Source organism: Phormidium tenue FACHB-1052 (assembly GCF_014696675.1).
Classification (GTDB): Bacteria; Cyanobacteriota; Cyanobacteriia; order Phormidesmidales; family Phormidesmidaceae; genus Nodosilinea; species Nodosilinea tenuis_A.
Map to the genome: position 1 here is coordinate 64,484 of NZ_JACJQN010000006.1, position 16,924 is coordinate 81,407.

The 16,924-nt window shown below is 58.5% G+C and carries 17 protein-coding genes; 11 read left to right on the forward strand and 6 right to left on the reverse strand.

All coding sequences use genetic code 11. The features are described from left to right. Nucleotides 1–24 precede the first annotated feature (24 nt). A complete protein-coding gene (gene cofH / locus H6G07_RS10270; RefSeq protein WP_171973006.1) occupies nt 25–1,242 on the forward strand; it encodes a 7,8-didemethyl-8-hydroxy-5-deazariboflavin synthase subunit CofH in 1,218 nt (405 codons plus the stop codon). On the opposite strand, the gene H6G07_RS10275 is transcribed toward cofH, so the two are convergent. From H6G07_RS10275 to efp, 4 genes are all read right to left on the reverse strand, one after another. Beyond that, nucleotides 1,143–1,811 (reverse strand): hypothetical protein, encoded by a 669-nt coding sequence (locus tag H6G07_RS10275; protein WP_073608367.1) that lies wholly within the window; start codon nt 1,809–1,811, stop codon nt 1,143–1,145. The genes cofH and H6G07_RS10275 overlap by 100 nt on opposite strands. Next, complete coding sequence (pyrF, locus tag H6G07_RS10280; RefSeq protein ID WP_073608366.1) at nt 1,787–2,512, reverse strand: orotidine-5'-phosphate decarboxylase; 726 nt, start codon at nt 2,510–2,512, stop codon at nt 1,787–1,789. Before pyrF ends, H6G07_RS10275 begins: the two co-directional genes overlap by 25 nt. A 32-nt stretch (nt 2,513–2,544) precedes the next feature. After that, the gene (accB, locus tag H6G07_RS10285) at nt 2,545–3,039 is read right to left on the reverse strand and encodes an acetyl-CoA carboxylase biotin carboxyl carrier protein (RefSeq protein ID WP_073608365.1); all 495 of its coding nucleotides are present in this window, start codon (nt 3,037–3,039) and stop codon (nt 2,545–2,547) included. Between the two features lie 88 nt (nt 3,040–3,127). Further along, nucleotides 3,128–3,685 (reverse strand): elongation factor P, encoded by a 558-nt coding sequence (efp, locus tag H6G07_RS10290; RefSeq protein ID WP_073608364.1) that lies wholly within the window; start codon nt 3,683–3,685, stop codon nt 3,128–3,130. A gap of 243 nt (nt 3,686–3,928) precedes the next feature. Here efp and H6G07_RS10295 point away from each other — a divergent pair, with 243 nt between their 5' ends. The 7 genes from H6G07_RS10295 to H6G07_RS10325 all read left to right on the forward strand — a co-directional run bounded on the left by H6G07_RS10295 (nt 3,929) and on the right by H6G07_RS10325 (nt 11,045). Next, entirely contained in the window at nt 3,929–5,050 is a 1,122-nt protein-coding gene (locus H6G07_RS10295; RefSeq protein ID WP_084173106.1) for a peptidylprolyl isomerase, read from the forward strand. A 106-nt stretch (nt 5,051–5,156) separates the two neighbouring features. Further along, on the forward strand, nt 5,157–6,167 hold the full coding sequence (gene thiL / locus H6G07_RS10300) for a thiamine-phosphate kinase (protein ID WP_073608362.1): 1,011 nt from the start codon (nt 5,157–5,159) through the stop codon (nt 6,165–6,167). A 170-nt stretch (nt 6,168–6,337) separates the two neighbouring features. Beyond that, nucleotides 6,338–7,609 (forward strand): sensor histidine kinase, encoded by a 1,272-nt coding sequence (locus H6G07_RS10305; RefSeq protein ID WP_073608361.1) that lies wholly within the window; start codon nt 6,338–6,340, stop codon nt 7,607–7,609. A 290-nt stretch (nt 7,610–7,899) separates the two neighbouring features. Next, nucleotides 7,900–8,217: an ATP-dependent Clp protease adapter ClpS gene (clpS, locus tag H6G07_RS10310; protein WP_073608360.1), complete on the forward strand. Its 318-nt coding sequence runs from the start codon at nt 7,900–7,902 to the stop codon at nt 8,215–8,217. A gap of 38 nt (nt 8,218–8,255) precedes the next feature. Then, complete coding sequence (locus H6G07_RS10315) at nt 8,256–8,555, forward strand: DUF2103 domain-containing protein (RefSeq protein WP_073608359.1); 300 nt, start codon at nt 8,256–8,258, stop codon at nt 8,553–8,555. Between the two features lie 23 nt (nt 8,556–8,578). Then, a complete protein-coding gene (locus H6G07_RS10320; RefSeq protein ID WP_073608358.1) occupies nt 8,579–9,673 on the forward strand; it encodes a tRNA (guanine-N1)-methyltransferase in 1,095 nt (364 codons plus the stop codon). A 106-nt stretch (nt 9,674–9,779) separates the two neighbouring features. Beyond that, nucleotides 9,780–11,045: a serpin family protein gene (locus tag H6G07_RS10325; protein ID WP_199312017.1), complete on the forward strand. Its 1,266-nt coding sequence runs from the start codon at nt 9,780–9,782 to the stop codon at nt 11,043–11,045. Between the two features lie 105 nt (nt 11,046–11,150). On the opposite strand, the gene H6G07_RS10330 is transcribed toward H6G07_RS10325, so the two are convergent. Together H6G07_RS10330 and H6G07_RS10335 are read right to left on the reverse strand one after the other, a co-directional pair. Beyond that, a complete protein-coding gene (locus H6G07_RS10330) occupies nt 11,151–12,452 on the reverse strand; it encodes a hypothetical protein (RefSeq protein WP_073608356.1) in 1,302 nt (433 codons plus the stop codon). 205 nt (nt 12,453–12,657) lie between these two features. Further along, complete coding sequence (locus tag H6G07_RS10335) at nt 12,658–13,095, reverse strand: CAAD domain-containing protein (protein WP_073608355.1); 438 nt, start codon at nt 13,093–13,095, stop codon at nt 12,658–12,660. Between the two features lie 783 nt (nt 13,096–13,878). Between H6G07_RS10335 and H6G07_RS10340 the strand changes: the two genes are divergently transcribed. From H6G07_RS10340 to H6G07_RS10350, 3 genes are all read left to right on the forward strand, one after another. Then, nucleotides 13,879–14,079 (forward strand): CAB/ELIP/HLIP family chlorophyll-binding protein, encoded by a 201-nt coding sequence (locus tag H6G07_RS10340; RefSeq protein WP_073608354.1) that lies wholly within the window; start codon nt 13,879–13,881, stop codon nt 14,077–14,079. A 557-nt stretch (nt 14,080–14,636) separates the two neighbouring features. Then, nucleotides 14,637–16,193, forward strand: coding sequence for a GTPase HflX (gene hflX, locus H6G07_RS10345; RefSeq protein WP_479684956.1), 1,557 nt, complete (start codon nt 14,637–14,639; stop codon nt 16,191–16,193). A gap of 32 nt (nt 16,194–16,225) precedes the next feature. Next, a complete protein-coding gene (locus H6G07_RS10350; protein ID WP_073608352.1) occupies nt 16,226–16,855 on the forward strand; it encodes a Uma2 family endonuclease in 630 nt (209 codons plus the stop codon). Nucleotides 16,856–16,924 lie beyond the last annotated feature (69 nt).

The following is a 16,924-nucleotide window of genomic DNA, read 5'->3' on the forward strand; positions in this document are numbered from 1 at the left end:
AAGTGATGTTGTAACGGTGGATGGCTGGTAGCTATGGAAATTGAGCAAATTCTCGCCAAGTCCCTGGCCGGGGGCGATATTTCCCCCTCTGAAGGCGTAGCGCTCCTAGGGCGGCGAGATCCAGCAGCTCGAGAGGCCATTCGCCACACCGCAGACACCCTGCGCCAGCGGCAGGTGGGGGAAACCGTCACCTATGTGGTCAACCGCAACATCAATTTCACCAACATCTGTGAGCAGCACTGTAGCTTCTGCGCCTTTCGTCGCGATGCTGAGGATGAGGGGGCTTACTGGCTTGACTTTACCCCCATGCTCGAAAAAACCACAGAGGCTGTCGCCGTGGGGGCCACCGAAATCTGCATGCAGGGCGGGTTGAACCCCGACGCCAAAATCAATGGCCGCTCTCTGAACTACTATCTGAAGCTGGTGGACACCATCAAGGGCTCGTTCCCCACGCTGCACCTGCACGCCTTCTCGCCCCAGGAGGTGGAGTTCATCGCCCGCCAGGATGGGCTGAGCTATCGGGAAGTACTGCTGGCTCTTAAGGATGCCGGGGTGGGTTCGCTGCCGGGCACGGCGGCAGAGGTACTCGATGACGAGGTGCGGCGGGTACTGTGCCCAGAGAAAATCAACTCTGCCACCTGGCTGGAGATTATTGGGCTGGCCCACGAGATTGGTTTGCCCACCACCAGCACCATGCTCTCGGGCCACATCGAAACCCCCGCTCAGCAAATCACCCATCTGGAAAAGCTGCGTCAACTCCAGTGCCAGTCCCTAGAGGCGGGCTACTCAGCGGCGATGACTGAATTTATTGTGCTGCCCTTTGTGGGACAGGAGGCTCCCAAGCCCCTGCGCCGCCGAGTGGGACGTGACCAGCCGGTGCTAGCCGACGCGCTGCTGCTGATGGCGGTGGCCCGCATCTACCTGGGCAACTGGATTGTCAACCATCAGCCTAGCTGGGTAAAGCTGGGGCTGAGCGGCGCTGCCGAGGCGCTGACCTGGGGCTGCAACGACATTGGCGGCACCCTAATGGAAGAGCACATCACCACCATGGCTGGAGCCCAGGGGGGAACCTGCATGACGGTGGTGGAACTGAAGGGGGCGATCGCCGCCTGCAACCGCCCCGCCCGCCAGCGCGATACCCTCTACGGATTTGTCGATGGGCCTGGGGAAATTTCAACCTCGGCATCGGGTGGAAACACTGCCTCAGCCCGACAGTCGCGCAGCCAAAGTCTCACCGCCTGACCTACTATGCCGTCGCTGCTCTCCTGGGGTGGAGTGGGGGGGCGACTGCCGGAGCCTAATGGGCCACTGCTTGGATAGGTGCCCAGGCTAGAAAACAGCAGAGCCATGTGCCAACCGTCCTGGGTTGGGGTAAGAAACAACCAGTGGTGATGTTGCAGGGATGTCGGCTGGCCTTGCCAGTACTGCCGCTCTAAAGTGGTAAAAAATACCTGCTGCAAACCGGCATCGGGTTCGCGATCGCTGGCCGCCCCGGCGGGAGACATCTGGGACAACTCTAGGGGGGTGAAGTCAGGGGCGCTGGCCACCAAGATAGTGGTTACAGGTTGGATCGGATTGGTAGATAGATCTAGGTTGCGGCTAGACACCCGGTTAGCATAGCTGGGCAGGTCGGCCAAAAGTTGGGTGGCGAGCACTTGGGGGTCGCTCGGGCAGGGTTCAGCGGGTCGCAAATAGTTGGGTTCAGGCTCAGGCGGCTCTTGAGCTTGAAGATCTCCGCCCAGCGCCAGCAGCAGTACGGTGCCCGCAGCCAGCACCGCTTGGCGGACTAGGGGGCGATCGCGGTAGAACATTCTTCGCAGATGCGCGCAAAGGCAGCGGCGGGGTCGGGGGCAGCGGTAATCGGGCGACCAATCACCAGGCAGGTGGCCCCGGCATTGAGGGCTTGTACCGGGGTCATGGTGCGGCGCTGATCTTGGCTATCGGCCCAGGTGGGGCGCACCCCAGGGCACACTAGGATAAAGTCGGCGGGCAAAAAGCGCCGCAGCTGGCTGGCCTCTTGGGGTGAACAGACCACGCCTCTCAGGCCACTATCTCGAGCGAGTAGAGCCATTTGCAGCACGTAGCTATTCGAGTCAAGGGGAACTTTTAGCTCAACAGCCAGGGTTTGAGGGTCAATGCTAGTGAGTAAGGTAACAGCCAGCACCAGAGGTGGTTCCAGGCCGACGGCCTCGGCGGAGGCGATCGCCGCCTGCTGAGCGACCTCCATGGCTTCCTGGCCCGCCGCCGCGTGAATGGTCAGCAGGTCAACCCCGTAGCGCCCCGCTGCCGCACAGGCCCCGGCCATGGTGTTGGGAATATCGTGAAACTTGAGGTCGAGAAAGATACGCTTTTGTCGAGCTTTAAGTTCCTGAATTAGGCCCGGCCCGCTGCTAACAAACAACTCCAGACCCACCTTCCAAAAGCTCACCTCAGGAATTGCATCCACTAGATCTAAAGCGGCTGAGGCTGAGGACACGTCCAATGGCACAATGATGCGTTGGTCAACGGTCATGGGCAAGGGGGCCTGGGCTTAGGGGGCAAAAATTAGACAGGGCGTACCAGCATCAGGGTTTGACCAAACTCCACAGGCTGGGCATTTTCCACCAGGATCTCGACGATTTCGCCGCTGATCTCGGCCTCTAGCTCATTCATCAGCTTCATGGCCTCGATGATGCACACGGTTTGGCCGCTGGTGATGCGATCGCCCACTCCGACAAAGGCCGGCTCCTCGGGGGCGGGCGATCGATAGAAGGTTCCCACCATCGGGGAATTGATCGATAGTAGATCGCTGCCCTTGCCCGGTGGGGTGGCAGGAGGAGCAGGCGGCGATGCCGCCACCGGCTCGGCCATCGGCGGGTTGTTGGGCGCTGTGTCCTCCAGCGATCGAGGAGTCACGGGAGCCGGTGCCACTACTGAAACCATCGCCCCTGGCTTGCGCAGGGTGAGTTCAAAGTCTGAGCTCTTGAGGGTGAGCTCTACAATGTCGCTCTGGCTCAGGGCGGTGACTAACTCTCTTAGATCGGTGACGCTTAGTTCCACGGCGTAAGTCTCATACGGTCTGATCAGGGTAATGGGCCAGGCTTAGTCAGCGGCAAGGGCCGCAGGCGTCAAAGAGCCAGAAAAAATTCTACTCCCGACCCAGGTAGGCGTCGGTGCGGGTATCTACTTTAATGCGCTCGCCAATCGAAATAAACAGTGGCACCATCACCTGAGCACCGGTTTCGAGAATGGCGGGCTTGGTGCCGCCGGTGGCGGTGTCGCCCTTGACGCCGGGGTCGGTTTGGGTAACCTCAAGCACGATGGAGTTGGGCAGCTCAACTTCCAAGATTTGACCATTCCAGCTAACGACGCTGACGCTCATCTCTTCCTTGAGATACTTCACCTGGGGGCCGATTTCGCCCGTGGTAAGGCGCACTTCCTCGTAGGTTTCCATATCCATGAACACCAGGTCTTCACCATCGCGATAGGTGTGCTGCATGTCTCTTTTTTCGATCACCGCTTGGGGCACGGTTTCACCAGCCCGAAAGGTTTTTTCAACGGTGTTGCCACCTTTGACGTTCTTGAGTTTGGTGCGCACGAAGGCAGACCCCTTGCCGGGTTTGACGTGGAGAAACTCGACTACGCGCCAGACGGAGCCGTCTAGCTCAATGGAGGTACCGGTGCGAAAATCGTTGCTGGAAATCATGGCGCTGGCTACGGGGACAGTCGTTAAGTTTGGCAATTCATTTTACCCCCCTGTGACCATTTCCCGCAGGATTTAGCCTTAACCAGCAAAGACTCAGCGTTGCTGCGGCCCACTGGGTTAGGGGCTGGAGTTGCCGCCTAGGGGTCGCCAGAGTATGACAAGATTGTTAGGAGCGCAAGTGCGCTATCTGGTGAACGACCGCCTGGGGCGGAGCAAGGAGTTATTGCTAAGGACATGCGTGCGATGAATCAACGGCAGAGTTTAGGCTGGGCTACCCTGGTGCGGCTGGGATGGGGATTGGCCGTAGCGGTGGGGGTGTGGCTCGGCTCCCTGTCTCCCGCGCTGGCATTGCCCGCCGGGCCGCTGGTGGCCTACCTGCCGCCGGGCAATGCTATTACCGATGGTCGTGCCCTGCTGCGCTACTCGCTGCCCATCGACAACCCTGACATTCGCACGGTGCAGGCGACTCTAGAGGGCCTGTCGGAGTGGCTGCGCAGCAAGCGCTGGGGGCCAATGGCCAAAGACCTGACCAAGCTGGAGCGGGTGCTGATTCGTGGTCGCGAAGCCATGCTGGCGGCGGTGCCCGACGGCAAGCGAGCGGCGGCGATTTCCTACCTCGACGATATTCAGGCTCAGCTGGTGCCCCTCAAGGAGGCGGTGGAGGGACGCGATCGCCCCACCGTGCAGGACAAGCGATCGGCCATGCTCGACGATGTCAGCCGCATTGAAGAGCTGATGGTGAAAGCCTTTCCCTATGAGGTGCCCGAGAAGTACAGCAACCTGCCCCAGCTCAGGGGACGCGCCACGGTAGAAATTACCACCAACAAAGGCACTATGCAGGCGGTGATCGATGGCTACAGCGCTCCGGTGACCGGCGGCAACTTTGTCGATCTGGTGCAGCGGGGCTTCTACGACGGCATGGAATTTACCCGCGCCGAAGACAACTACGTGCTGCAAACCGGCGACCCGGCAGGCCCTGAGGATGGCTTTATTGACCCTAAAACCAAGGCTTATCGGGCAATCCCGCTAGAAATCTTGGTGGAGGGCGACGACGCGCCAGTGTATGGCAACACCCTAGAAGAACTGGGCCGTTTTTTAGACGCGCCCGTGCTGCCTTTCTCGGCCTTTGGCACCCTGGGCATGGCCCGCCCCAACACTGACCCCAACGGCGCGTCATCGCAGTTTTTCTTCTTTTTGTTTGAGCCGGAGATGACCCCGGCGGGCCTCAACCTGCTCGACGGACGCTACTCGGTGTTTGGCTACGTGGTAGAGAACAAAGAGGCGCTCGACCAGATGACCCAGGGCGATCGCATCGAGTCGATCCGGGTGGTGTCTGGGGCTGAGAATCTAGTCCAACCGTCCTAAAGTTCTGCCGTCAAATGTGGGCGGGTGGATGGGTAGGGGGGAGGGAAAATCCGATACCTGCTCGTTCCCCTGGGCGAAGGACTGGATTCACCAGGGGAACATCTACATGGAACATCCGCAAACCATTGCTGAATTGGGGGAACTGGGGCTGCTGAAGCGGTTGTTTCGCTACTGCCCTGGGGATGTGATTGGCGATGACGGGGCAGTGGTAGCCCTGCCTCCCGGTCGTCATCTGGTGGTGACGACCGACGTGCTGGTGGAGGGGGTGCACTTTAGCGATCGCACCACCCCTGCCGCCGCCGTGGGCTGGCGAGCGGTGGCCGCCAATCTGTCAGACTTGGCGGCGATGGGCGCAACTCCCGAGGGTATTACTGTAGGCCTCAGCCTGCCGGGGCACACGCCCCTGGCCTGGGTTGAGGGACTTTATCAGGGCATGGCCGACTGCCTCAACCGCTGGGGTGGGGTCGTGCTCGGGGGTGATCTGTGCCGGGCCGACGCCGTCAGCGTGGCCATTACCGCCCTGGGCTCTGTCGATCCCCAGCGGGCGCTGTATCGCAGCCAGGCCCAGCCAGGGCAGGCGATTGTGGTGACGGGCTACCACGGTTTGTCGCGGGCGGGACTAGAGCTATTGCTGCATCCCGATCGGGGAACTGAGGTGGCCCAGGCCGATCGCGATCGCTGGATCGCCGCCCACCAGCAGCCCCAGCCCCGGCTAGACGCGATCGCCGCCCTCTGGCAGGTGCTGGGGGCAGACGCAGACGCCCGAGCGATCGCCGTTATGGACTCCAGCGATGGCCTAGCCAATGCGGTGCTGCACCTGTGTCAGAGCAGCGGGGTCGGAGCTGTCCTACAAGAGAGCGATCTGCCCATTGATGGGGCGCTGGTCGATTGGGTGGGGCGATCGCAGGCCCTCGACTGGTGCCTCTACGGCGGCGAAGACTTTGAGCTGGTGCTGTGTCTGCCCTGGCCTCAGGCCCAGGCGCTGCAAGCGGCCCTGGGGAAGGGCTGTGCGATCGTGGGTGAGACAACGGTGGCGACTAGGGTCGAGCTGTGGCCAGACGATCGGGCTGCCCCTGTGGTGCTCAGCTTTAGCCAGGGGTTTCAGCACTTTGACTAAGGGCGACCTCTAGGCTGAATGGGGCGCGATCGCGTTTAAACTGCCCTGCTCTAAAGAATATATTCAGAATGGTATGGCCCCAATGAGGTGGGGTTTAATGGAAAAACGTCCGGCTCTAGGCCAGATTCGGCGTTCTACATTTCTATCATCGCCTGTTCGACCATGACCCTATGACCGCCAACGATCTTGAAGACCTACGTCACTTTTGCCGAGATGATGCCGCCTTTGAGCAACTGAAGCAAGTGCTTAAGCAGCGTGAGGCCAGCCGCGAACAGGGCTGGCTTGATGTGACGCGCCAGACCCATCGCACCCAGGCGCTTGAGGCGCAACGGCGGGCCGCAGAGGCCGCCAGTCAGGCAAAAAGTCGTTTTTTGGCGATGATTAGCCACGAACTGCGCACCCCACTCAACTCGATTTTGGGACTGTCGGCGCTGCTGTCGCGGCAGGTGGTGGGCGCGCTCAATCCAAAGCAGGCAGAATACCTCGACTATATTCACGGCAGCGGTGAGCACCTGCTGGCGATTATTAGCGATATTCTCGATCTATCTAAGGTGGAGTCGGGCCAAGAGAATTTGCGGCTGTCGCAAGTGTCGCTGCCGGAGATCTGCCAGGCTTGTCTGGCGATGATGCAGCCTCGCGCCGCTGAGAAAGGTCTGAGGCTGTCCCACCAGGTGATTATTTCAGGGCCAGCTACCTGTATTGCCGACGAGCGCCGTCTGCGGCAGATGCTGCTCAACCTGCTATCAAACGCGATTAAGTTTACAACCCAGGGTCAGATTACCCTGACGGTGAGCCGCCGCGAGGCCCTAGTCGAATTTAAGGTGGAGGATACGGGCATCGGTATTCCGGCGGATCAGCTAGAGCAGATTTTTCAGCCCTTTACTCAGATCGATCGCGGTCTTGATCGGCAATACGAGGGGGCTGGTCTAGGGCTGGCGCTGACTCGACAACTGGCCCAGCTCCACGGTGGCCACCTGCGGGTGACATCGGTCGTGGGGCAGGGCAGTTGTTTTGTCCTGGCTCTGCCGATGCATGGGCCAGAGGGTAATTCTGAAGCCGATCTGCCGACCGTGAGGCCGGTGCCGATGGGGGCGGGGGGCCATCGGCTGGTGGTGGTAGATAGCGACCTCGATCACCATCGGGCGCTGGTGGCCTATGTGAGGGCCTGCGGCTGGCAGGTCAACGGCTGTCGCAGCTGGAGCGAGGTACAGATGCAGCTCAAAGAGCACCTGCCCCAGCTGTTGATTGTGGGCGATCGCGAGGCCTGCAACCCAGCTTTAGAGAACCATTTGCAGCAGCTCAAGCCACCGCTGGTGTCGCAGCCGATCAAGGTGGTGATTTTACGGCCAGCGGATATGTCTGCTGAGTGCTCATCGATGGCCGACGCCTACATCGACCTGCCCTTAACGATTCCTAAGCTAGAGCGCATGCTCTCGCTTTAGCGGTGGGCTGGCGGTGTCTTTGAACTTGGGGCAAAGCCCGCCCACGACTGGGGAAATGAGGGCCACAGACTTGGGTGACCAGAATTCGATACACTAGGGGAGAAAATCCGGCCTAGAGGTTGTTTGGGACTTCCCCGAAGGGTTTGTAGGTGGCGCGAGCTAACTACAAGCTAGGGTTGGGATTGGTGCAGCGGAAAACGGTCAATCACCGCCGCGATCGCCGGTTTCAAATGAGCTTCTGGCAACGGTGTGCAGGACAATAGGTTTAGGTTCAGCTAGGTTCACGTCCCATGACTCCGGTTTTGCCCCAAGCGGTTTCCTCAGCCCCCGCCAGCGCCCCTGCAAAGACGCGTCAAACCACGCGCCAGTCGTATCCCAACTACAAAATCATCGTGCTCAACGATGATGTCAACACGTTTCAGCATGTGGCGGAGTGCTTAATGAAGTACATTCCAGGTATGGATGGCGATCGCGCCTGGGATTTAACCAACCAGGTGCACCACGACGGCCAGGCAGTTGTCTGGGTTGGCCCGCTTGAGCAGGCGGAGCTTTACCACACCCAGCTTACCCGCGCTGGCTTGACGATGGCCCCCCTCGAAAAAGCATAATCAGATAGACTTTCTTAAATCTTTCTTAAAACACCCCAATGACACAAGCCTCGGACGGTCGTCTAGTCTGGAACCACTCCACCCATCTGCCCGGGCTGATTCCCATCCTCGAACGGCTGTTAGAGCAGCCCGGTATTGGCACGGTGACTCCGGGGGTAATTGCCAACGTCAGAGCCCACTCCCCCGAGCTGCGGGTGAAGGTGTCGGTGCCGATTCGCGGCGGGTTTAAGCTGATCGCCCGCAAGGGCAAGACGGTGCAAGAGGTGTTTGTGCTGACCGAACTGGAGAAGCTAGCGCTCGAGGGCGCGATCGCCAAGGCGATCGAGGCCGCTCGGTGACCCTAGGGTCATCTTCAGTTTTAATGCAGGAAGGCAAGGCCACGTTTGCGGTAGGGCAGGCGTTTTATCGTCCGAAAAGCGCGATCGCCCGCGATCTGGCGGTGCTGGCGGCGACCGTCTACCGCCAGCACCACGGCCATTTGCGGGTGCTAGATGCCATGACCGGCTGCGGTGTGCGCCCCCTACGCTATCGATTGGAAGCCGAGGCCGACTGGGTCTGGGCCAACGAGGGCAATCCTGAGCTGGCGGACGTTTTGGCCCAAAACCTGGCAGCTCTGCCCACCAATACCTACCGCATCACCCATCAAGATGCCAACCAGGTCTTTTTTACCTGCTACCAGCAGCGCGACTTTTATGACCTGGTGGATATCGACAACTTTGGTGGCCCCGCCCCCTACGTCGGCACTGGGCTGTGGGCCACCCGCCTGGGGGGAATGCTGTACTTGACCAGCACCGATGGCCGCGCCACCAGCGGCCATGACCCAGAGCGCAGCGTGAGAACCTATGGGGCCTGCGCGCGATCGCACCCCGCTGCCCACGAGCAGGGCCTGCGGCTGATCATCGGTCACGCCGCTCAGACCGCAGCGGCGCGGGGGCTGGGCATAGAGCCAGTGTTTTCGCTGTTTACGGGCCAGGTGCATCGGGTGATGGTGCGCCTGGTTAGCAAATCGACACTGACGGAGAGTAACTATGGCTTTGTGGCCTACTGCCACCGTTGCGGCCACTTCAAAACTGTAGATTGGCGACACCTGGGCCGAGTAAATTGTCCCTGTGCCCCAGAAGCCTTGCCTGTGGTGAGCGGGCCGATGTGGCTAGGGCCGCTCCACGACAGGGAGATTTTAGTGGAGATGCAGGAGCTAGCAGACCGCTGGGGCTGGAGTTCTCAGGCCAAGCTTTTGGCCATGATGGCTCAAGAAGTTGATCTGCCCCCCTACTACTACCCCCTTGGGGAGATCGGGCGGCGGGGACAAATGGATATTCCCAACCGCGATCGCTTAATTGCGGCCTTGCAGACAAAGGGCTATCAGGCGGCGATTCCATCGATGGATTGGCAGGGAGTGAAGACTAATGCGGCATTTGGAGATTGTGTGGCGATCGCCAAAACGATTCAGCCATAGGATTCAGATTCGATGAAGCCTGCCGTCAGTTTCCATTCCTGCAACCACTGCCTCCTGCCCTATGCCCCATGGCAAGGTAGGGACAGCGTTAACGGATCCCCCCATGATGGAACACCGATGGATTGGCCGGGCGGCATCGATCGGGCTAGCCGCCCTGGCGTTGGGCTGCACTCAGCTCCAGGCCCGGCCCCCGATTGCCTCCGAACCAGCTCCCTACGACAATTCGCGTTTAGCCCAGCCCCCCACTGTGGATAGAGCATTGACCCAGGCCCATTTAGATTTTGGCTTTGCTCTGTTTGAGCAGCTGCGTCAAGCGACGCCCAATGAAAATGTGCTGGTGTCACCGACCAGCGTGGCTCTGGCCTTGGCCATGGCCTACAACGGCGCAGGCGGCGACACTCAGGCGGCGATCGCCGCTACCCTCAAGCTCCATGACCTAGATATCGATCAGCTCAACGCGGGCAACCAGACTCTAACTGAGTATTTAACGCAGCTTGACCCCGAGGTGGCGCTTGCCATCGCCAATTCCCTTTGGGTAAACGAAAGCTTGCCGGTGCGACCCGACTATGTAGAGCGCATGCAGACGGCCTATGCCGCCGAAATAGCCGCCCTCGACTTTAGTCAGCCCGCCGCGATCGATCGTATCAACCGCTGGGTGAAAGAAAAAACCCGCGATCGCATCCCCACTATTGTCGAGCAGCTCCCCCCCGACCAGCTCTTGGTGCTAGTCAACGCTGTCTATTTCAAAGGAGCCTGGAGCGAAGCCTTTGACCGCGCCCGCACCGCCGATCGCCCCTTTACCCTAGCCAGCGGCGAAACCATCCAGCACCCTCTAATGGCCCAGCAGGGCGACTATTTGTATTTAGAAACCGACCAGTTTCAGGCAGTGAGGCTACCCTACGGCAGCGGCGCGCTCAGCTTTGAGGTAATCTTGCCCGCCCCCGGCACCGACCTAGCCACCCTATCGTCGCAGCTCACCCCTGAAACCTGGGAGAGCTGGATGGGCCAAATGCAATTGCGCCCCGGCGAAATTCAGCTACCCAAGTTTCAGTTTGAGTACGAAGCCGACCTGATCCCCGCGCTGCAAGCCCTGGGCATGGGAATTGCCTTTGAGGCAGGCCAAGCCGACTTCTCAGGCCTCACTGAGTTGGACGCTTTCATTAACCAGGTGCGCCACAAAACCTTTATTGAGGTCAACGAATCCGGCACCGAAGCCGCAGCCAGCACGGCGATCGGCATCGCGCCTACCTCAGTTGCCCTGCCGCCCGATTCACCCTTTGAGATGGTGGTCGATCGACCTTTTTTAGCCGCCATTCGCGATCGCAACACCGGCACGCTGCTGTTTCTCGGGGCGATCGTCGATCCGCGTTAGAGCGGGTGAGGAAGTTTTGAATTTTAAGTGTTGAGTTTTTAGTTTCTGAATTAAGACTCGAACTCAACACTTAAAACTAAACATTCAAAACTCTCCCCCACTCCCCTACTTTCCCCCCCGCTGCTCCAGCAGTCGCTGCCACTCGGCGTCGATCTTGTCCTTTTGTGCAATTTCCTGATCGGTCAGATCGCTTTCTGTGGTGTAGGCCAGGTTGTCGGTTCCCACCACCGTTTGAAGGGTGAGGGTCTGGGCAAAGGCCAGTTTTTCGCGCTGGTCGTCGGTGAGCTGGCTTAAGACTTCGGCCCGCTGCTCGCGTTCGGCGTTGCGGGCGGCAATGCGGCTATTTTGCTGCTGCACCCAGAAGTAACGCACCAGGGGCAGGCCCAAAAAGGCCGTTCCGTAGCCCAAAAGCAGCCAGTAGAGCGAGTTGACCAGGGCGACAACACCGCCAAGCTCAGCGACTAAGCTCTGATCTTGCAGCATGCTGCCCAACACCAGTGCGCCAATTAAATTGGCACTGCCCAAAACAATGGCTCCCATAATCTGCCCAGAGGTCGCCTGGCTAAACTTGCGCGGCGACTCTCGTAGGAATGGGGGCGGGTTAATGGTGCGCTGCGCCTTAGCCGTCACCTGTAGCTCAGGAAACTGATACACAATGCCGCCCTGGGGGCTGACCTGAGGCAACCCATTAAACCGGCTCAGCACCGGCACCATAAAGTCTTCGAGGTCGCTGGCCCAGCCCTTGCCCAGGTCGCCCAAAAACGGGGTAATCTGCTCGGCCACCACAGCCCCGCCGTTGGCCTGAATCACCTGGGCAATGCTCTGCCAGCGGCGCTCGTCGAGGCCGTCGTTGGGGTTGCCGTCGCCAAATAAGAACGAGAACACCGCCTCTAAAAAGTTCATCTCAGACTTGGTGCGAGGTCGCCGACGGCGATCGCTCCTCGGGTCAAACATCCAAAAAATGTCTGGCCCCAGCCAAACCCGAGGCAAAAATATCATGCCGCCGCCACCGCCGCCACCGCTGTCGTTGTCCTCACGACCGGCGCTGCTGGCTGCGATCGCGATAATCGTAATCGCCACCACAATTAGCACCAGCGACAAAATCAGCACCACCCCAAAGGAGACGCGAATTAGGTAAAACAGCACCCGCCAGATCTTCTCCCAGACAGCCTGCCACCGCAGCCGCCAGGATTTGCTCCACAGCACCGCCTGAATGTTTTTTGGGAAGACATAGGCGATCTCGCCCGACTCAGCCACCTGAAGATGAGCCTGCACCTCAGAGGCCAGAGCCAAGACTCCCTGCTGGGCCTCCAGCAGGGGCAGACCAGCTTCAGCGGCTACATCTCCCACCGTGACGCGGTAGCCCAACCGCTCTACCGCTTGGGTAATTGTTTTTGTCTGCGCCATAAATAAACGAAACCCCTGGGTTCTAACGATCGCGCAACTACCAGTTGCATCTACAACCAGTATAGAAAGCGCGATCGCAAATCACAGGGGAAGTTAACCGAAAGAGAGTGTGAGGGTTAGTAGGGTAGGGAGTATGAGGATAGACATCAGATTTTGGAGGTTTTTACTGTACACCCCTCACTCTCCCCTCCCCACTCCCCACTCATTAACGAGCCCCGTTACCGAGCACCTGGTCACGAATGGCGGCAATATCACCCAGCAACTCTTGCCGGTTGGAAGCCTTGAGCAGGTAACGATAGAGAAACCAACCGCTATAGATGAGCCCAATCAGCTCAAAGGTGGGAGCCAGCAGGGGAACGTCATTCACGGCTCCCAACAGCGCCAGCACCAGCTTGACCGCGATAAACGCCGCGATAATCAAGCCAACGGTGACAATCGGTCGCCGATATCGCTGAATGAACTCAGTCACATAGTCAGGAAGATTACCCAAGAGTGCCGAGACCTTGTCCCACACCTGCTGAATTTGACGAGAGGCTTCGTCACCCAGCGCAGAGGCGCTAGAGTCCGAATTATCGATGATAACCGTGGGGTCTTCCGGTTCCGTAAACTCTGAATAAGTGGTATCTGACTGAAAATCGCTCATAGCTAATAGTCCCAGGGGCTTAGGTAGCAGTAGAAGTCAAGAATTACGAAACAAGAATACACCAATTCGCCTAAATTGCCGTGCTTCTTAACAGCGTTATAGACCCAATCCCGCCGGTTTCCATGTTCCTTAAGAGGTAAGTGCCCCATCCACTTGAATGGAAACCTCAAAGGCTATAGGATCACTCCCCCGACAAGCCCTCTAGGGAATCTAAATACCGGTAAAGCCGCCGCCGGTCAACGATCAGATCTAGATCAGACGACAGCCCAAAACGAGCATTTGAAGACTTGGATGTTGAAGGCCACCGAATAAAGCTCTGCCCATCCTCACGGTCTGCCCGATGTCGTCTGGCCATGTATGCCCTCAAAATCAGCCTTAGTACTATACCGAATCCTGTATATCCCAGAGAGTGAGAGATTCACGTAATCCAACTCCCATGGTTGGGTAGGTAGAGCTATGGAGATTAGTAAGTTGGGTTTCGAGAGCGCGCCTGGTTGCGGGCTATAGCCCTCCTAAACTTGTTGCTAGAACCTACATTGGCCCGTCAACTCAAACCGACAAACAGCTAAATATGGCTAGGTCAGAGCAATAATTTACTAAGTCTTCTATCCAGCTACAGATAGCCCGCTCCAGCCAGGATTGTTAAGTTGAGTAACAACACACCGCAGGCTCGTGGTCACTGCAACACGTGCATTTAAGAACGAGCCGTTGGGGTTCAACCCCCTATGATTTGGGTGTGACAACTGCTCAGCTGTAACGTAATCCTTTAGAGGCATTTTCACAATGACTAATCCCCAAGACAAAGTTACCTACGACGGTCAATTTACCCGCAAGTATGGTGAGTACGGGACTAAGTTTGAATTTGGGTCTAACCCCAGTGCCGAACTCTGGAACGGTCGTCTTGCTATGATTGGCTTTCTTGGCGCTCTGATAGTTGAACTGACCACTGGCCAAGGGTTTTTCCACTGGCTGGGTCTCTTTTAGGCAAAACAGCTCTAACCCACATTGCTGCCCGAAAGACAAAGCTCAAAAGAGGACATCAATACAACGTCCTCTTTTGAGTTTCAACCAGTTCTGGCTAGCAATAGATGGCTATACATCAGCTCACCCCTAGATTCTGACCATTGTCAGTTGCCCATGCCTTAAGCTAATTAGACTAATGCTACAGGCTTGCATAGCTACCGCTGAATGACTGTTGGCTGAGCAATTGGCTACGGACAGCTATGGCTTTATGAATGGGAAAGAATAAGAAAGTTTGAATCTCTCGACTTGTCCTTGAGTTAGAAGCCAAAGTTAAAAGCTATATAATCTATATCCTCAGCCTATGCGGGGAGAGGTTGGTTTCCTAAAGGCAAAACTGCACCTCCTCAGCAGGGTTGAAGATACCTTCGGCTTAGGAGCAGGTTGACCTTATCGAAACCATCTATGGCAATTTAAAGGGCCTCAAACCCAGCCAACTCAAGCAGCTACAGCGCATCTATCACCAGCGGCTGCCGGGAGATTGTGTAGTAACTCCCGAGTTTGCCCAGCGGCTGGCGGCGGTGAGTACCGACGTCGACAGCCCCCTGTGCGCCTACGTCAACCGGCGTGGCCAGGTGATTCGGGTGGGAGTGGGCACGCTGCGGCAGACCCAAATTCCCCCTTCAGAACTGCCCCGCTACGGGGCCGAGCGCCTCAGCGGCATTCGCTGCATTGCCACCCAATTTGAACCCGACCCGCCCAGCGACGCCATTCTCACCACCATGGCCCTCCAGCGGCTAGACGTACTGGCGGTGCTGGCGCTGACGGGCACTGGTTTTACCCGGCGCGGCGGCGGGGCCACGGGCTATATCCAGAGTACCTATCTGGCCCACCTGGTGCCCCACCCCGAGCAGCGCTGGCTGGTGTCGGCCCCCACCGACTTAGACGAGCTGGCCCAGCAGGATTTTCTTGCCCTGGCTGAAGGGCTAGAGGCCGAGTTCAGCCGCGCCTTTACCGCTTTGCAGGTCGAGGATGAGCGCGATCGCGTCCTGGTCGTCGGTCTATTCACCAATAACCAAACCCCCGCTCACTTTGAGCAGCGACTGGCAGAGCTAGAGCGCTTAGTTGACAGCGCAGGCGGCGAAGTGATGGAAACTATGTTTCAAAAGCGGCCTCGCCCCCACCCTCAGACTGTGCTAGGAGCCGGTAAGGTGCAGGAGGTGGCTTTGGCGGCCCAGACCGTCGGGGCCAATCTGATCGTCTTCGATCGCGACCTCTCCCCCATGCAGGTGCGCAACCTGGAGGACATGGTGGGCCTGCGCGTGGTCGATCGCACCGAGCTGATTCTCGATATCTTTGCCCAGCGAGCCAAAAGTGGTGCCGGTAAGCTGCAAGTCGAGCTGGCCCAGCTCGAGTATCAAATGCCCCGGCTGAAGGGGCGCGGGCAATCTCTATCGCGGCAGGGGGGCGGCATCGGCACCCGAGGCCCCGGTGAAACCAAGCTAGAGACCGAGCGCCGGGCGATTCAGCGGCGCATTCAGCGGCTCCAGCAGGAGGTCAACCAGCTCCAGGCCCACCGCGCCCGCCTGCGCCACCGCCGCCAGGATGACAACCTGCCCTCGATCGCCGTGGTGGGCTACACCAACGCAGGCAAGTCAACCCTGGTCAACACCCTGACCAACTCCGAGGTCTACGCCGCTGACCAGCTATTTGCCACCCTCGACCCTACCACCCGCCGCCTGGCGATCACCGATCCCGCCACCAACGAAACCACCCAGCTGGTGGTCACCGATACCGTAGGCTTTATCGAGGAGCTGCCCACCTCGCTGATGGATGCCTTTCGCGCCACCCTCGAAGAAGTCACTGAGGCCGATGCCCTACTCCACGTGGTCGATGTGTCGCACCCCGCCTGGCAAGACCAGATTCACTGGGTGATGCGGATTCTCAAAGACATGCCAATTGTGCCGGGGCCGATGCTGCTGGTGTTTAACAAGGCTGACCGGGTGAGCAGCGACGTGCTGGCGATCGCCCAGGAAGAGTATCCACAAGCTCTGTTTATCTCCGCTACCGAGCGGTTGGGGCTGGAGACGCTGCGATCGCGATTGCTGCAACTGGTCGATTATGCCGTCACGGTATAGCGTAAAGAAAACCAGAAATCGGTGAGGCCATCATGGTTCAAGCTGCCTCTCAACCCCTCACGTTTGAACAGTTTTTAGAGCGGTACCCTGAAGACGGTGGTCGCTACGAGCTGCGCCATGGAGTCATCCTAGAAATGCGCCCTATCGGTGCTCATGAAGAAGTGATTAGCCTAGTGCGGAGAAAGCTCGATTTCGAAATTGAGCGCCTGGGTTTGCCCTACTTCATTCCTCAGTCCTGTTTGGTCAAGCCATTGCAGGAAGGGGAGGGCTACCTGCCCGACATCATTGTGCTCGATCAGTCCAAGGTCAAAACCGACCCCTATTGGAAGAGGCATTCCAGTATTTCAACCGGGGATTCTGTGCGGTTGGTGGTAGAAGTTGTGAGCACAAATTGGCAGGATGATTACCTGACGAAACTAGCCGAATATGAAAAGCTGGGCATTCCGGAGTACTGGATTGTGGACTACCGTGCCCTGGGCGGCGTGCGGTTTATTGGCTCTCCTAAGGTGCCAACGGTGTGGATGTATCGACGCCTAGGGGAGGAATATGAAGCGGGCCAGGCTTTTCGTCCCGGTCAGACGCTGACGTCTCCAACATTTTCAGAACTGGCGCTGACCGTAGACCAAATTTTCGAAGTGGGGCAAGCCGCAGACCTGACCTAAAGTGTCTACAGTCCCGGCAGCAGTAGCGCTGGCTAGATAGCTCAGCCTGTAGGAATCTGACAAGCTAAT

Bases quoted from the DNA above. Each gene is read 5' to 3' on its own strand.
- H6G07_RS10275 (WP_073608367.1), bottom strand. From the start codon at position 1,811: ATGTTCTACCGCGATCGCCCCCTAGTCCGCCAAGCGGTGCTGGCTGCG.
- pyrF (WP_073608366.1), bottom strand. From the start codon at position 2,512: ATGACCGTTGACCAACGCATCATTGTGCCATTGGACGTGTCCTCAGCC.
- efp (WP_073608364.1), bottom strand. From the start codon at position 3,685: ATGATTTCCAGCAACGATTTTCGCACCGGTACCTCCATTGAGCTAGAC.
- H6G07_RS10295 (WP_084173106.1), top strand. From the start codon at position 3,929: ATGAATCAACGGCAGAGTTTAGGCTGGGCTACCCTGGTGCGGCTGGGA.
- thiL (WP_073608362.1), top strand. From the start codon at position 5,157: ATGGAACATCCGCAAACCATTGCTGAATTGGGGGAACTGGGGCTGCTG.
- H6G07_RS10305 (WP_073608361.1), top strand. From the start codon at position 6,338: ATGACCGCCAACGATCTTGAAGACCTACGTCACTTTTGCCGAGATGAT.
- clpS (WP_073608360.1), top strand. From the start codon at position 7,900: ATGACTCCGGTTTTGCCCCAAGCGGTTTCCTCAGCCCCCGCCAGCGCC.
- H6G07_RS10315 (WP_073608359.1), top strand. From the start codon at position 8,256: ATGACACAAGCCTCGGACGGTCGTCTAGTCTGGAACCACTCCACCCAT.
- H6G07_RS10320 (WP_073608358.1), top strand. From the start codon at position 8,579: ATGCAGGAAGGCAAGGCCACGTTTGCGGTAGGGCAGGCGTTTTATCGT.
- H6G07_RS10325 (WP_199312017.1), top strand. From the start codon at position 9,780: ATGGAACACCGATGGATTGGCCGGGCGGCATCGATCGGGCTAGCCGCC.
- H6G07_RS10330 (WP_073608356.1), bottom strand. From the start codon at position 12,452: ATGGCGCAGACAAAAACAATTACCCAAGCGGTAGAGCGGTTGGGCTAC.
- H6G07_RS10335 (WP_073608355.1), bottom strand. From the start codon at position 13,095: ATGAGCGATTTTCAGTCAGATACCACTTATTCAGAGTTTACGGAACCG.
- H6G07_RS10340 (WP_073608354.1), top strand. From the start codon at position 13,879: ATGACTAATCCCCAAGACAAAGTTACCTACGACGGTCAATTTACCCGC.
- H6G07_RS10350 (WP_073608352.1), top strand. From the start codon at position 16,226: ATGGTTCAAGCTGCCTCTCAACCCCTCACGTTTGAACAGTTTTTAGAG.